This is a genomic window from Pseudomonas sp. P7548 (assembly GCF_013386585.1).
Lineage (GTDB): Bacteria > Pseudomonadota > Gammaproteobacteria > Pseudomonadales > Pseudomonadaceae > Aquipseudomonas.
In genome coordinates this window covers 126,269-140,264 of the sequence record NZ_JACARO010000002.1, presented here as the reverse complement: position 1 = coordinate 140,264, position 13,996 = coordinate 126,269, and the positions used below count along the sequence as shown (strand labels likewise).

The window sequence follows — 13,996 nt, the reverse complement described above, 5'->3', positions numbered from 1 at the left end:
GTGTGTCCTGAAAAAATCAGGACTGACTGGATGGCGTCGGGGTTGCCGGCGATGCAGTCGGGGTCACAGCAGCAGGGGTCGGTGCGGACACCGAGTTGGCTGTGGAAGCGGCAGGTGCCGCAGTTGCTGGCTTGGCCGCAACAGCAGGCTTGGCCGCTGCTGGTTTTTTCGCTACCGCTGGCTTCTTCGCGGCGGCTGGTTTTGCCGCAGGCTTGGCGGCCGCAGGTTTAGCAGCCGGTTTCGCGGCGGCCGGCTTGGCTGCAGGTTTCGCAGCAGCGGGCTTGGCAGCAGGTTTAGCGGCTGCAGTTTTAGCTGCTGGCTTGGCGGCCGGTTTTGCAGCGGCCTTGGCGGCAGGTTTAGCGGCAGGCTTGGCAGCCGGTTTTGCCGCTGCTGTTTTAGCCGCAGGCTTGGCAGCCGGTTTAGCGGCGGCTTTGGCGGGTGCCTTGGCCGCAGGTTTTGCAGCCGGTTTGGCAGCAGCTTTTACCAGAGGCTTGGCTGCAGTTTTCGCTGCGGGCTTGGCCGCTGCGGTTTTAGCGGCCGGCTTGGCAGCAGGTTTGGCGGCAGCCGTTTTCACAGGGGCCACTTTGGCGCCGGTGAGCTTTTCGATTTGCTTGGTCAACGTGTCGACCTTGCTGTGCAGTGCCTTCAGCTCTGCCTTGCTGGGTACGCCCAGTCGCGAAATCGCACTGTTGAGGCGTTTGTCGAAAGTTTCTTCCAACTTGCCCCAGGTGTCAGAAATACCCGACTTGGCGGAACCGGCAGTTGCCTTGGCCGCTTCAACTGTTTTACCGACTGTGCTTTTGGTCAACTTCTCGGCTTTCTCACCGTCCTTGACCAAAGACTCGAAGAGTTTTTTGCCTTCACCAATGCTAGCCTTCGAGTACACGCCTAAACCAGCAAGCCAGATCTTACGGGAATATTTTTCAACTTCCCCGACCCACGAGCTGCCTTCTTTCTGAGTAGTCTTTTTAACAGCCATCCCGATGTCTCCTTAGTGTTTACGCGCGACACGTTCTAGCAATGTCGTCAGCTCTTCGAGCTTAGCAGAGAGTGTCTCCACGTCATGTTTAGACGCAATGCCGATCCGATTCAAGGCACTTGCAACGCGTATGTCAAAAGCTTTTTCAACTTTATCCAGTTGAACTTCAACCAGGCCTTTGACGCTTGAGACATTACTCTTTACTTGGTCAATCTGACTGTTGGCGGCATCAAGTTGTTCAACCACAACTTTTTTACCTTTACTTTCAACATGTTGACCCTTCTTGACCAGCTCTTTGAAGTACTCGCTGCCTTCGCTGCCGACCTTGGCATAGGCGCCAAGACCCGCCAGCCAGATCTTGCGGGCATAGCGTTTAACGTCACTCAGGGCGGTGGACTGAACGTCGATTTTTTTCTTCAAAATAACTTTGGCCATGGCACACCTCACGCAAAAAAGGGTTGAGGAACGGCCCGCAGGAGTTGAGGGCTTGGGCACAAAGTAGGCAGAAAAATTAGAATCGGCACCCTAAGAAGACCCGGATCAGGCCAGTGCCTTATCCAGGGCTTTCTCGATTTCGGATTTGATAGTGCCACTCATGGCCGACATCAACAGGCCCAGTTCCACATCAATACGCAGGGAGTCCTCGGCCACCGACACGGTGCCTTTAACGCCTGAACGCTTGAGGTTCAAGGTATCGCCAGACCATGTGGACTCCAGGCCATATTGTTCCTTGAGTTTGCCTGCCAACTTGTCGGCTTTTGCCCGCGCGCCTTCTTTACCCAGGGTATGTGCACGCTCAACGGTAATACGGGCCATTGCAATGACTCCTCTTTTATAACGGTATGGATACCTGCCATGCGGCAAAAGGTCTCGGTCGCCGCCTATCTTACCCCGATGGTTGTAGTGAGCGGGCTTGCCCCGCGCCGAACGCAAGGCCACCGCAGTGTTTCAGAAAGACCTGGGGCCCTGGTTTGGGGCCACTTCGAAGCCTGGCGCGGGGCAAGCCCGCTCACGACATTGAGCCTTGCCAAGACAAAGCAGGTCGTGGGGATTATCATGTCCCGCATTCTCTTTTGGTGACAGCGATATGACTGACCAGCGCAAAGGCAGCGATGCCGAACCCACCACTCACTTCGGCTTCAAGAACGTTCCGGAAAGCCAGAAAGCGGAAAAAGTCGCTGAGGTGTTCCACTCCGTCGCGGCCAAGTACGACCTGATGAACGACGTGCTGTCGGGCGGCATGCACCGCCTGTGGAAGCGCTTCACTATCGAGCTGTCGGGTGTGCGCGCCGGCAACCGCGTGCTGGACATCGCCGGCGGCACGGGCGACCTGGCCGCCAAGTTTTCCAAGCTGGTGGGCCCTACCGGTCAGGTCGTGCTGGCAGACATCAACGGCTCGATGCTCAAGGTCGGTCGCGACCGCCTGCTGGATAAAGGCGTAGCCGGCAATATCGAGTTCGTCCAGGCCGACGCTGAGAAGCTGCCGTTCCCGGACAACCATTTCGATTGCGTGACCATTGCCTTCGGCCTGCGCAACGTGACCCACAAGGAAGACGCGATCCGCTCGATGCTGCGCGTGCTCAAGCCGGGCGGCCGCCTGTTAGTGCTGGAGTTCTCCAAGCCGACCAACGCGCTGATGTCCAAGGTCTACGACACCTACTCCTTCGCCTTCATGCCGCTGATGGGCAAGCTGATCACCAATGACGCCGAGAGCTACCGCTACCTGGCCGAATCGATCCGCATGCACCCCGACCAGGAAACTCTGAAGTCGATGATGGTAGAAGCCGGCTTCGACCGCGTGACCTACCACAACATGACCTCGGGCATCGTTGCCCTGCACCGCGGCATCAAGCCCTGATGCTGTTCGCAGGCCTTCTCGCCAGCGTCGAGCACGGTATCAACCGTGTGCTGCGCCTGGACAGCACCGCCCTGGCGCGGCTCGCGCACTTGAACGGCAAGATCATTGCCGTCGACTGCACGAGCCCCGCCTTGCAGCTGTTTATCCTGCCCAGCGATGAAGGCCTGCTGCTCGCCAGCGACTGGGCTGCCGACGCCGACTGCACCCTGCGTGCGCCAGCATCGAGCCTGCTGCACCTGGCCCTGAGCCGCAACAAGACTGCCATCCTGCACAGCGCCGAGGTGGAGCTCGAAGGTGACAGTTCGGTGCTGATGGACCTGGCCGCCGTGCTGCAAGACCTGGAACTGGACTGGGAATACGAACTGTCGCGCTGGATCGGCCCCGTGGCCACCCAGTTGATCAGCGGGCACCTGCGCAGCCGCACGCGCTGGTACCAACAAGGGTTCGCCAGCCTCAACCAGAACCTCGCCGAATACCTGAGCGAAGAATCGCGCATCCTGGTCGGAGAACGGGAAGCGCAAGCGCGCTTTCGTGAACTCGACAAGGCCAAAATCGACCTGGAACGCCTCGAGGCCCGCTTCGAACGCCTGAGCCGTTCCCTTGATCCAAGCGATAACGCATGAAGCTGCTCGCCGTCCGCCGTCTGTTTCGTATCCAGCGCGTCGTAATCCGCTACCGCCTCGATGACCTGCTGTTCGCCCTGCCCCTGCCGTGGTTCCTGCTGGCGGTGCGCTACGTGCTGCCGTGGCGCTGGTTCCCGCGCAAGCCGCTGGAGCTGAGCCGGGGCGCACGCCTGCGCCTGGCGCTGCAGGACCTGGGGCCGATCTTCATCAAGTTCGGGCAGATCCTCTCGACCCGCCGCGACCTGCTGCCCGAAGACATCGCCGACGAGCTGATGCTGCTGCAGGACCGCGTGCCGCCGTTCGATTCCCAGCAGTCGATGAAATTGATCGAAGAGCAATTGGGCAAGAAGATCAGCGACGTCTTCAGCCGCTTCGATGTCGACCCATTGGCTTCCGCCTCCGTGGCGCAGGTCCACGCCGCCCAGCTGAAAACCGGCGAAGAGGTAGTGGTGAAGGTGATTCGCCCGGGCCTCAAGCCGATCATCGGTCAGGACCTGGCATGGTTGTTCATCCTCGCCCGCGCCGCTGAGCGCTTCAGCGCCGATGCCCGCCTGCTGCACCCGGTGGACGTGGTCGCCGACTACGAAAAAACCATCTACGACGAACTCGACCTGCTGCGCGAAGCCGCCAACGCGAGCCAGCTCAAGCGCAACTTCGAAGGTTCGCCGCTGCTGTACGTGCCCCAAGTGTATTGGGACTGGTGCCGCCCCAAGGTGCTGGTGATGGAGCGCATCTACGGCGTGCAAGTCACCGACCTCGCCACCCTGGCCGACCAACGCACCGACATGAAGATGCTTGCCGAGCGCGGCGTGGAGATCTTCTTCACCCAGGTGTTCCGCGACAGTTTCTTCCACGCCGACATGCACCCGGGCAACATCTTCGTCAGCACCGTGAACCCGTGGAGCCCGCAGTACATTGCAATCGACTGCGGCATCGTCGGCAGCCTGACCCCGGAAGACCAGGATTACCTGGCCCGCAACCTGTTCGCCTTCTTCAAGCGCGACTACCGTCGCGTGGCGCAGTTGCACATCGATTCGGGCTGGGTGCCGGCCGAAACCAAGCTCAACGAATTCGAAGCGGCGATCCGCACCGTGTGCGAGCCGATCTTTGAAAAACCGTTAAAAGATATTTCTTTCGGCCAGGTGTTGATGCGCCTGTTCCAGACCGCACGACGCTTCAACATGGAAGTGCAGCCGCAGTTGGTATTGCTGCAGAAAACCTTGCTGAACATCGAAGGCCTGGGCCGCCAGCTGTACCCGGACCTCGACCTGTGGAACACCGCCCAGCCGTTCCTCGAACGCTGGATGCGCGAGCGGGTCAGCCCGAAAACCCTGATCGGCAACCTGCACAGCCAGTTCGAACAGCTGCCGCACCTGGCCAACATGACCCGCGACCTGCTGGAGCGCATGTCCCAGCCCCACGCCAAGGACCCCGCGCCGCCGTGGCACCGTCGCAAGGACGACTGGTTCCTGCGCCTGCTGGGCGCCGCGCACCTGGTGGGTGGCGCAGTACTCGCCCTCGGCGGGCCGCTGAACGAATTGGGCCACTGGCCGGCCGGCATCATGGTCGCCGTGGGTGTTTATCTGATCGTGCGTCGATAGCCAATCCGGTTATACACTGTCGCAAATTGCCGGAGCCGAACATGAAAGACTGGCTGGACGAGATCAAGTGGGACAGTGACGGCCTGGTGCCGGCCATTGCCCAGGACTACAAGACCGGGCGCGTGCTGATGATGGCCTGGATGAACCGCGAGGCCCTGAGCCTTACCGCCGCTGAGCAGCGCGCCATCTACTGGTCACGCTCGCGTGGCAAACTGTGGCGCAAGGGCGAAGAGTCCGGGCACGTGCAGACCCTGCACGAGATGCGCCTGGACTGCGACGCCGACGTGGTGATCCTGATGGTCGAGCAGATCGGCGACATCGCTTGCCACACTGGCCGTCACAGCTGCTTCTATCGCGTGTTCGAAAACGGCGAATGGAAGACCGTCGAGCCGGTGCTCAAAGACCCGCACGCCATCTACTCGGCAGGACACTGAACATGAGCGATACCCTGAACCGCGTGGCCCAGGTGCTGGAGGACCGCAAAGGCGCGGACGCCGACAGCTCCTATGTCGCCAGCCTGTATCACAAGGGCTTGAACAAGATCCTGGAAAAGCTCGGCGAAGAATCCGTCGAGACCATCATCGCCGCCAAGGACGCGCAAATCAGCGGCGACTGCAGCGATGTGATCTACGAAACCGCTGATTTGTGGTTCCACAGCCTGGTCATGCTCGCCCAACTGGGGCAGCATCCGCAGGCAGTGCTGGATGAACTGGACCGTCGCTTCGGCTTGTCCGGGCATGCCGAAAAGGCCTCGCGCCCGTCCGCCTGAATAACTTTCACAGAGGAATTGCAGCATGGGCATTTTTGACTGGAAACACTGGATCGTCATTCTGGTGGTGGTGGTACTGGTGTTCGGCACCAAGAAACTCAAGAACCTGGGCACTGACGTGGGCGAATCGATCAAGGGCTTCCGTAAAGCCATGAACGACGACGAGAAGCCTGCCGACCCGGCCGCCAACCCGGTTCCACCGGCGCAACCTGTGCACCCGCAGGCCACCCAGCCGATCACCGAGCGTCGTACCTTCGACGTGCAGGCTGAAAAAGTCGAAGAGCCGACCCGCAAAGACTCGTGAGCACTGACTAATGTTTGGTATCAGCTTCTCTGAACTGCTCCTCGTCGGCCTTGTTGCCCTGCTGGTGCTGGGGCCGGAACGCCTGCCCGGCGCCGCTCGCACGGCCGGCCTGTGGATCGGGCGCCTGAAACGCAGTTTCAACGCCATCAAACAGGAAGTTGAACGGGAAATCGGCGCCGACGAGATTCGTCGCCAACTGCACAACGAGCACATCCTTTCGTTGGAGCAGGAAGCGCGCAAGATTCTCTCCCCGGTGCAGGAGCCTGCCAAACCGGCCGAACCTGTGGCCGAGCAAAGCATCGCGCCGCCGCCCGTGGCCCAGGTGCCACCCGTGGTGGAACCCGCCCCGGCACCGGCCGCCCACAGCCCCACTGAGCCTGCGCCGGCGCCCGTCGCGGCGCCCGCTCCCCATGACCCTACATTGCCGCCGCGAGCCCCATGAGCGCTGATAAACCGGAAAACGACCAGCACATGCCGCTGGTCTCGCACCTCACCGAGCTGCGTACCCGCCTGCTGCGCTGTGTAGCGGCGATCTTCATCATCTTTGCCGGGCTGTTCGCCTTTACCCAGCAGATCTACACCTTCGTCTCCACGCCGCTACGCCAGTACCTGCCGGCTGGCGCGACGATGATCGCCACCGACGTGTCCTCGCCGTTCCTCACGCCGTTGAAGCTGACCATGATGGTGTCGCTGTTCCTGGCGATCCCGGTGATCCTGCACCAGATCTGGGGCTTTATCGCGCCGGGCCTGTACAAGCATGAGAAGCGCATCGCGGTGCCGCTGCTGGTGTCGAGCATCCTGCTGTTCTACACCGGCATGGCGTTCGCCTACTTCCTGGTGTTCCCGTTGATCTTCAAGTTCTTCGCCGCGGCCACCCCGGCCGGCGTGGAAATGATGACCGACATCACCAGCTACCTCGACTTCGTGATGACGCTGTTCTTCGCCTTTGGCGTGGCCTTCGAAATCCCCGTGGCCGTGGTGCTGCTGGTGTGGATCGGCGTGGTCGACGTCAAGTACCTGAAGAAGATCCGCCCGTACGTGATCATCGGCTGCTTCGTGGTCGGCATGATCCTCACGCCGCCGGACATCTTCTCGCAGACGTTGCTGGCCGTGCCGATGTGGATGCTGTTCGAGATCGGCATCCTGTTCGGCAGCCTGATCAGCAAGCGTGGCGACCACCCGGATGACCAGCCTGCCGACGACGACCAGCCGCCAGCGACCCAGCCGTGAACCTGCTGTTACTGGAAGAGGCCGACTTCATTGCGGCCGACCGTGTGGTGCTGCGTGACCGGCGCCTGGTGCACATGCAGGAAGTCCACCGTGCGGCCGTCGGCGACAGCCTGCGCGTCGGCCGCATTGGCGGGTTGATGGGCAATGCCCAGTTGCTGCGCCTGGACGCCGGCGAAGCCGAACTGCAAGTGAGCTTCGACCAACCGCCGCCCGCCAAACTGCCCTTGACCCTGCTGCTGGCCCTGCCGCGCCCGAAGATGCTGCGTCGGGTGCTGCAGACCGTGGCCGCCATGGGCGTGCCGAAAGTGGTGCTGGTCAACAGCTATCGCGTCGAGAAGAGCTTCTGGCAGACCCCGTTCCTGGAGCCCGAGGCGATCCGTGAGCAACTGATCCTCGGCCTGGAACAGGCACGCGACACGGTGCTGCCCGAGATCATCATCGAAAAGCGCTTCAAGCCGTTCGTCGAGGACCGCCTGCCGGCCATGGCCGAAGGCACCCTGGGGCTGATCGGCCACCCGGGCGACTACCCGGCGTGCCCGCGTGGGCTGGACGAGCCGGTCACCCTGGCCATCGGCCCGGAAGGCGGATGGATCCCCTACGAAGTCGACCTGCTGGCCAAGGCCGGCCTGCAACCGGTGCAGCTTGGCGCACGCATCCTGCGCGTCGAAACCGCCGTCACCGCCCTGCTCGCCCGCCTCTTCTAACCACCCATCGAACCCTGTGGGAGCCAGCTTGTGTGGGAGCTGGCTTGCCTGCGATAGCGGTGTATCAGCCAGCCGACCTGTGACTGATGCACCGCTATCGCGGGCAAGCCCGCTCCCACAGTGAATCTCTGTCGCTACAGAATCTTCCTACGCAGCCGATAGCCTTTGAATAAGTCCAAGCCTTGTTCCAAAGGAGATTGCAGCATGTATCGTCTGTTAGCCGAAAAACTGGGGAATGTGAGCGTCAATCGAAAGCTGGCCATTGGCTTTGGCTTGGTGTTGATCCTGACGCTGTTGATCACGTTCACCGGTTGGACCGGCCTGGGCGATGTGACCAGTCGCGGCGATAAACTGGGCTTTATCTCCAGCCTCAACGGCCTGACCAAGGACCTGCGCCTGGCGCGCCTGGACTTCGAGACCCGTCGCGGCGAGCAAGGCACAGGCGCCGTCAACGACCTGATAGCCAAGCTGGACAGCGGCCTGAAAACCGCCGAAACCCTGATCGAGCAACCCGACGACAAGGCTCTGGTTGAACAGCAACTGGACGCCCTCAACCAATACAAAAAAGCCTTCGGCGCCATGGTGCAGGCCGGCCTCAAGCGTGAAGGCGCACGCAGCAAGCTCGGTGACACCGCCGACAACGCCGTGGCCAAGATCAACGAGATTGAAAAAGCCCTGTTGCAAGGCGACAGCGTCACCCAGTTCAATAGCGTGGTCGACCTGAGCAAGTTGATCCAGCAATCGCGCTTCCAGGTCCGCGGCTACACCTACAGCGGCAAGACCGACGCTGAACAGCCCGCGCTCGACGCCATCGACAACGCCCTGAAGAAAATCACTGAGCTGCAAGGCCAATTGCCCGAGCCGTACCAGGCCAACCTGCAAGAGGCCGGTGTGTCGTTGCAGGCCTACCGTGCCGCCGTCAGCCAATACCGTGATTCTCAAACAGCCAGCGCAGCCGCCTTGGTCGTCATGACCGCCCAGGGCGATATCCTGTTGGGCAACAGCGACAAACTCACCGTCTCCCAAACCGTGGTGCGTGATACCGATGCTGCGCAGGCCAAGAACCTGTTGCTGCTGGCGACCGCCCTGGCGCTGATCTTCGGCATGGTCGCCGCCTGGGCCATCACCCGTCAGATCGTCATCCCGCTGAACCAGACCCTCAAGGTCGCCGAGCAGGTCGCCTCGGGCGACCTGAGTCACAACCTCAACTCGCTGCGCCAGGACGAACTCGGCCAGTTGCAACGCGCCATGCAAAGCATGACCGTAGGCCTGCGCGAATTGATCGGCGGCATCAGCGACGGCGTCACCCAGATCGCCAGCGCCGCCGAGCAACTGTCGGCCGTGACGGAGCAGACCAGCGCCGGGGTCAACAGCCAGAAGGTCGAGACCGACCAGGTGGCCACCGCCATGAACGAAATGGCCGCCACCGTGCAAGAAGTGGCGCGTAACGCCGAGGAGGCCTCCGAAGCCGCCGTGGCCGCCGATCAGCAGGCCCGTGAAGGCGACAAGGTGGTCGGCGAAGCCATCGCCCAGATCGAACGCCTGGCCACCGAGGTGGGCCATTCCACCGAGGCCATGGGCCACCTGCAGCGTGAAAGCGACAAGATCGGCAGCGTGCTCGACGTGATCAAGTCAGTAGCCCAGCAAACCAACCTGCTGGCCCTCAACGCAGCGATTGAAGCCGCCCGTGCCGGTGAGGCGGGGCGAGGCTTCGCCGTGGTGGCCGACGAGGTGCGCAGCCTCGCACAACGCACCCAGAAGTCCACCGAAGAGATCGAGGAGCTGATCGTCGGCCTGCAAAGCGGCACCCAGCAGGTGGCAACGATCATGGACAACAGCCGCGGCCTCACCGACAGCAGCGTCGAACTGACCCGCCGTGCCGGCGATGCGCTGGGCAATATCACCCGTACGGTCTCGACCATCCAGGCGATGAACTCGCAGATCGCCACCGCCGCCGAGCAACAAAGCGCCGTGGCCGAAGAGATCAACCGCAGCGTGTTGAATGTGCGCGACGTATCTGAGCAAACCTCGTCAGCCAGCGAGGAGACCGCAGCGTCGAGCGCCGAGCTCGCGCGCCTGGGCATCTACCTGCAAACCCTGGTCGGGCGCTTCCGCGTCTGACCCGCTGTACGCGGCGACCGCTCCCGGCCGCCGCGTGCCAGCAACTTGTGAAATCTCCTACGCGCTTATCATCCCGCCATGCCCCCCGGCCGCCCTCGAATCGAATTAGCGTCAGCACTGAACGCTTTGCCTGATTCGGAGGCTCCCCATGTTTCGTCGGCTGACCCGCCTGCTGGGCAATGCCAGTGTCACGCTCAAACTGATCCTGGGCTTTGGCCAGGTGCTGATCCTCAGCCTTATCATCGCGATCACCGGTTGGCAGGCGCTGAGCGCTGCGCTTGACCGCTCAGGCAACCTGACCGTGCTGGGCAAGCTGACCGCCGTTGCGCAGGCCATGCGGGCCGATCGCATCGTGTATCGCACCCTCACCGATACGGCCAGCCTGGACAAAATGCACCGCCAGATCGAAACGATCGACCAGCAACTGGCCTATCTCTCCAGCCGACTCAAAGACCCGGACGACCTGTCACGCGCGCAACAAGCCATTGAGCTGGTCAATGCATTCAAAACCGCGCTGACACAACTGCCGCCCTTGATCGAACATCGAGAGAACACCCGCAGCCCGGTGCAAAAAACTGCGCTCCAGGCCAGCGACACGTTGGCCCAACTGGCCAGCGAATTGCCCGACCAGCACGATCAGACCGCCTTGGACGCTATCGAGAACCTGCGCCAGGCCATCGCCCAGGCCGAGCAACGCGCCCAACGCCCGGCCTGGTCCGCCGAATCGTTGCAAGCTTACGCACACAGCATCAGCCAGACCCTCGACGCCCTGGAAACGGCGCTGGCTGCAGTGACTGCGCTTCCTGTGGACGCCACGGTGCTCAAGGTCGACCTGGCGGCGTACCGCGCGCAACTCACCGCGCTCAAGGACGCCCAGCTCAGCACCGAAGCCGTGCAAAATCGCTTCGAGCAGCAGCTCAACAGACTGCTTGAGCAGAGCGAGCAATTGAGCCAGGACCAAGTGCTCAAGGGCGACAATGACGCACGCCAGACACACACGCTGCTGGTGTGCATCACCCTCGCGGCCTTGGTGCTGGGCAGCCTTGCTGCGTGGTGGATCGCCCGGCAAATCGTGGTGCCGCTGCGTAAAACCCTGGCCGCTGCCAACCGCATCGCCGACGGCGACCTGAGCCATACCCTTCAAGACGAGCGCCGTGATGAGCTCGGCCAACTGCAACAGAGCATCGCCCAGATGACCCAGAACCTGCGCAGCCTGATCAGTGGTATCGGCGACAGCGCCCGGCAAGTCGCGAGTGCTGCCACACAGTTGTCGACGGCGGCCGAGCAGACGCGTGCCGGGATCAACAACCAGCGCGACGAAACCGATCAGGTCGCCACGGCAATGAACCAGATGCTCGCCACCGCCCAGGAAGTCGCTCGGCATGCCGAACACGCCTCGACGGCGGCCACTGAGGCCGACAGGCAAGCTGGCACCGGCGACAAGGTGGTAACCCTGGCCATTGAGCAAATCGGTCAATTGGCCAGCGAAATGGCACGCTCCGGTCGCGCAATGCTGGCGCTGCAACAAGAAAGCCAGAAGATCGGCAGCGTGCTGGACGTGATCAAGTCCGTGTCCCAGCAGACCAACCTGCTGGCCCTGAATGCCGCCATTGAAGCGGCGCGGGCCGGGCCGGCGGGCGAAGGGTTTGCGGTGGTGGCCGACGAGGTGCGCAGCCTGGCGCAGCGCACCCAGGAATCAGCCGAAGAGATCGAAGGGCTGATCCTGAGGCTGCACACGGGCACCCAGCAAGTCGCCGACATGATAGACAACAGCCGAAGCCTGACCGACTGCAGCGTGGGCCTGACCCGCGATGCGGGAGACGCCCTGGCCGCCATCGCCCGCACGGTGTCGGTCATCCAGGAAATGAACCCGCAGATCGCCGCTGCCGCCGAAGAGCAAAGCCTGGTGGCCGAGGACATCAATCGCAGCGTATTGAAGGTCAAGCAGGTGTCGGAACAGACAGCCGCCGCCAGCGACGAAACAGCCGCAGCCAGTACCCAGCTGACACAACTGAGCCTGAACCTGCAGACACTGGTCGGCAAGTTCAGGCTCTGAAGATCACAACACCTGGCGCAAAAATGCCTGGGCGCGAGGGTCTTTCGGCGCGTCGAAGAACTCGGCCGGGGCGGCGTCTTCGAGCAGCTTGCCATGGTCGAAGAACAGCACCCGGTCGGCCACTTCGCGGGCAAAGCCCATTTCATGGGTGACGCAGACCATGGTCATGCCTTCCAGGGCCAGGGTCTTCATCACGTCCAGGACTTCGCCGACCATTTCTGGGTCCAGCGCCGAGGTGGGTTCGTCAAACAGCATCACCTTGGGGTCCATCGCCAGGGCCCGAGCAATGGCCACCCGTTGCTGCTGACCGCCAGAGAGGCGCGACGGAAACTCGTTGGCCTTCTGTGCGATGCCGACCTTTTCCAACAGGGCCAGGGCCTTGGCTTCGCGTTCTTTCTTGCTGCGCTTGCGCACGACCTTCTGGGCCAGGCACAGGTTTTCCAGCACAGTCATGTGGGGGAACAGGTTGAAATGCTGGAACACCATGCCGACTTCGCGGCGGTAGGCATTCACATCGGTCTTTGGGTCGGCCAGTTGCAGGCCGTCGATGCTCACCGAGCCCGAGTCGAATTCCTCCAGGCCATTGAGGCAGCGCAGGAACGTGGACTTACCGGAACCCGACGGGCCGATCACCACCAGCACTTCGCCCTTGGCCACTTGGGTGCTCACGTTGTCCACCGCGCGCACCACCTGCCCACGGGTGTCGAAGACTTTTACCAGATCGCGGACTTCAATCACTTTGCGCGAGCCTCCGCTCAAGCCGGCTGGCCATTTTCGACAGCGGCAGGTTGATCAGCAGGTACAGGCCTGCCACACAGAACAGGATTTCAAACGGCGAAAACGAGGTGGTGATCACTTCGCGGCCGCTCTTGAGCAGTTCGGTAATCGCGATCACCGAGACCAGCGAGGTGTCCTTCACCAGGCTGATAAATTGCCCGGCCAGGGGCGGCAACACGCGTTTGAAGGCTTGCGGCAACACCACATGGCGCATCGACTGGCTGGCACTCAGGCCCAGGGAACGAGCAGCTTCGTTCTGGCCACGGGTGATGGACTGCACGCCGGCCCGCACGATTTCCGCCACATAGGCACCGGTGAACAGCGACAGCGCCGCGATGCCGGCAAACTCCCGGGACAGGTTGAGCACCGTGCCGATAAAGAAATAGAAAATGAAGATCTGCACCAGCAGCGGCGTACCCCGCACCAGTTCGACGTAGATCGTCGACAGATCGCGCAAGGTGGGGTTGCTGGACAAGCGGCACAGCCCGGTCGCCAAGCCGATCACCAGGCCCAGGATGCCGGACACCACCGACAACCACAGCGTGGTCCACAAACCCCACATCAACGGCCCCAGCGCCCACTGCCGGGTCACGCCGATCACGTCGCCTTCGGCCACGTCATCGCCGCGTGCCACTTGCAGGCTGTTGTCGGCAACGGTGAGCTTTTGCTCGGCGCCCGCGTCGTTGCGCAGGGTGACTTCAGCCACATCGCCTTTGCGCACCAGCTCAACCACTGTGGAGATGTCGGCCGCGCGTTGGGACGTTTCAGCCTGATAGGCGAAGTACTGCGGTACGCGGTTCCAGCGCCACTCGTAGGACATCAGCGACGTGGCGTAGTACAAGGCGCCAGCCAGGCCGACCAGCACGACCACGGTCAGCAGGTGCCAGGGCCATTGGGCTTTTTTCTGTTTCATTACTCAACATCCAAAAAAGTCTAAGGCAAGCGCCTTTGTGTAGTGAGCGGGCTTGCCCCGC

The 13,996-nt window shown here is 62.1% G+C and carries 16 protein-coding genes and 1 pseudogene; 12 read left to right on the top strand and 5 right to left on the bottom strand.

Annotated features, from left to right (window positions below):
• Positions 1-16: 16 nt before the first annotated feature.
• The 3 genes from HX803_RS01220 to HX803_RS01210 all read right to left on the bottom strand — a co-directional run bounded on the left by HX803_RS01220 (position 17) and on the right by HX803_RS01210 (position 1,795).
• Complete coding sequence (locus tag HX803_RS01220; RefSeq protein ID WP_178918584.1) at positions 17-979, bottom strand: phasin family protein; 963 nt, start codon at positions 977-979, stop codon at positions 17-19.
• 12 nt (positions 980-991) lie between these two features.
• Positions 992-1,414, bottom strand: a complete 423-nt coding sequence (locus HX803_RS01215; protein ID WP_178918583.1) for a phasin family protein — start codon at positions 1,412-1,414, stop codon at positions 992-994.
• Positions 1,415-1,519: 105 nt separating this feature from the next.
• Positions 1,520-1,795, bottom strand: coding sequence for a polyhydroxyalkanoic acid system family protein (locus HX803_RS01210; protein ID WP_178918582.1), 276 nt, complete (start codon positions 1,793-1,795; stop codon positions 1,520-1,522).
• A 271-nt stretch (positions 1,796-2,066) separates the two neighbouring features.
• Between HX803_RS01210 and ubiE the strand changes: the two genes are divergently transcribed.
• The 12 genes and pseudogenes from ubiE (at position 2,067) to HX803_RS01155 (ending at position 12,245) form a co-directional block, all read left to right on the top strand.
• On the top strand, positions 2,067-2,837 hold the full coding sequence (ubiE, locus tag HX803_RS01205) for a bifunctional demethylmenaquinone methyltransferase/2-methoxy-6-polyprenyl-1,4-benzoquinol methylase UbiE (RefSeq protein ID WP_060754560.1): 771 nt from the start codon (positions 2,067-2,069) through the stop codon (positions 2,835-2,837).
• The gene (locus HX803_RS01200; protein ID WP_178918581.1) at positions 2,837-3,460 is read left to right on the top strand and encodes an SCP2 domain-containing protein; all 624 of its coding nucleotides are present in this window, start codon (positions 2,837-2,839) and stop codon (positions 3,458-3,460) included. The genes ubiE and HX803_RS01200 overlap by 1 nt, the downstream gene beginning before the upstream one ends.
• The gene (gene ubiB, locus HX803_RS01195; RefSeq protein ID WP_178918580.1) at positions 3,457-5,061 is read left to right on the top strand and encodes a ubiquinone biosynthesis regulatory protein kinase UbiB; all 1,605 of its coding nucleotides are present in this window, start codon (positions 3,457-3,459) and stop codon (positions 5,059-5,061) included. The genes HX803_RS01200 and ubiB overlap by 4 nt, the downstream gene beginning before the upstream one ends.
• A 41-nt stretch (positions 5,062-5,102) precedes the next feature.
• The gene (gene hisI / locus HX803_RS01190; protein ID WP_178918579.1) at positions 5,103-5,495 is read left to right on the top strand and encodes a phosphoribosyl-AMP cyclohydrolase; all 393 of its coding nucleotides are present in this window, start codon (positions 5,103-5,105) and stop codon (positions 5,493-5,495) included.
• 2 nt (positions 5,496-5,497) lie between these two features.
• Entirely contained in the window at positions 5,498-5,830 is a 333-nt protein-coding gene (locus tag HX803_RS01185; RefSeq protein WP_003209299.1) for a phosphoribosyl-ATP diphosphatase, read from the top strand.
• A 25-nt stretch (positions 5,831-5,855) separates the two neighbouring features.
• Positions 5,856-6,134 (top strand): twin-arginine translocase TatA/TatE family subunit, encoded by a 279-nt coding sequence (locus tag HX803_RS01180; protein WP_003171180.1) that lies wholly within the window; start codon positions 5,856-5,858, stop codon positions 6,132-6,134.
• A 10-nt stretch (positions 6,135-6,144) separates the two neighbouring features.
• The gene (gene tatB / locus HX803_RS01175; protein ID WP_178918578.1) at positions 6,145-6,576 is read left to right on the top strand and encodes a Sec-independent protein translocase protein TatB; all 432 of its coding nucleotides are present in this window, start codon (positions 6,145-6,147) and stop codon (positions 6,574-6,576) included.
• A complete protein-coding gene (gene tatC / locus HX803_RS01170; protein WP_176997247.1) occupies positions 6,573-7,364 on the top strand; it encodes a twin-arginine translocase subunit TatC in 792 nt (263 codons plus the stop codon). The genes tatB and tatC overlap by 4 nt, the downstream gene beginning before the upstream one ends.
• Entirely contained in the window at positions 7,361-8,068 is a 708-nt protein-coding gene (locus tag HX803_RS01165; RefSeq protein WP_178918577.1) for a 16S rRNA (uracil(1498)-N(3))-methyltransferase, read from the top strand. Before tatC ends, HX803_RS01165 begins: the two co-directional genes overlap by 4 nt.
• Positions 8,069-8,272: 204 nt before the next feature.
• Positions 8,273-9,331 (top strand): annotated as a pseudogene (locus tag HX803_RS33025) (methyl-accepting chemotaxis protein); the annotation flags it as partial.
• A complete protein-coding gene (locus tag HX803_RS33020; protein ID WP_372339884.1) occupies positions 9,317-10,189 on the top strand; it encodes a methyl-accepting chemotaxis protein in 873 nt (290 codons plus the stop codon). The pseudogene HX803_RS33025 and the gene HX803_RS33020, both read left to right, overlap by 15 nt.
• Positions 10,190-10,337: 148 nt before the next feature.
• Positions 10,338-12,245 (top strand): methyl-accepting chemotaxis protein, encoded by a 1,908-nt coding sequence (locus HX803_RS01155; protein ID WP_178918575.1) that lies wholly within the window; start codon positions 10,338-10,340, stop codon positions 12,243-12,245.
• Between the two features lie 3 nt (positions 12,246-12,248).
• Here HX803_RS01155 and HX803_RS01150 read toward each other — a convergent pair whose 3' ends face one another.
• Positions 12,249-12,983, bottom strand: coding sequence for an amino acid ABC transporter ATP-binding protein (locus tag HX803_RS01150; RefSeq protein ID WP_178918574.1), 735 nt, complete (start codon positions 12,981-12,983; stop codon positions 12,249-12,251).
• Positions 12,976-13,935 (bottom strand): amino acid ABC transporter permease, encoded by a 960-nt coding sequence (locus HX803_RS01145; protein WP_178918573.1) that lies wholly within the window; start codon positions 13,933-13,935, stop codon positions 12,976-12,978. Before HX803_RS01145 ends, HX803_RS01150 begins: the two co-directional genes overlap by 8 nt.
• Positions 13,936-13,996 lie beyond the last annotated feature (61 nt).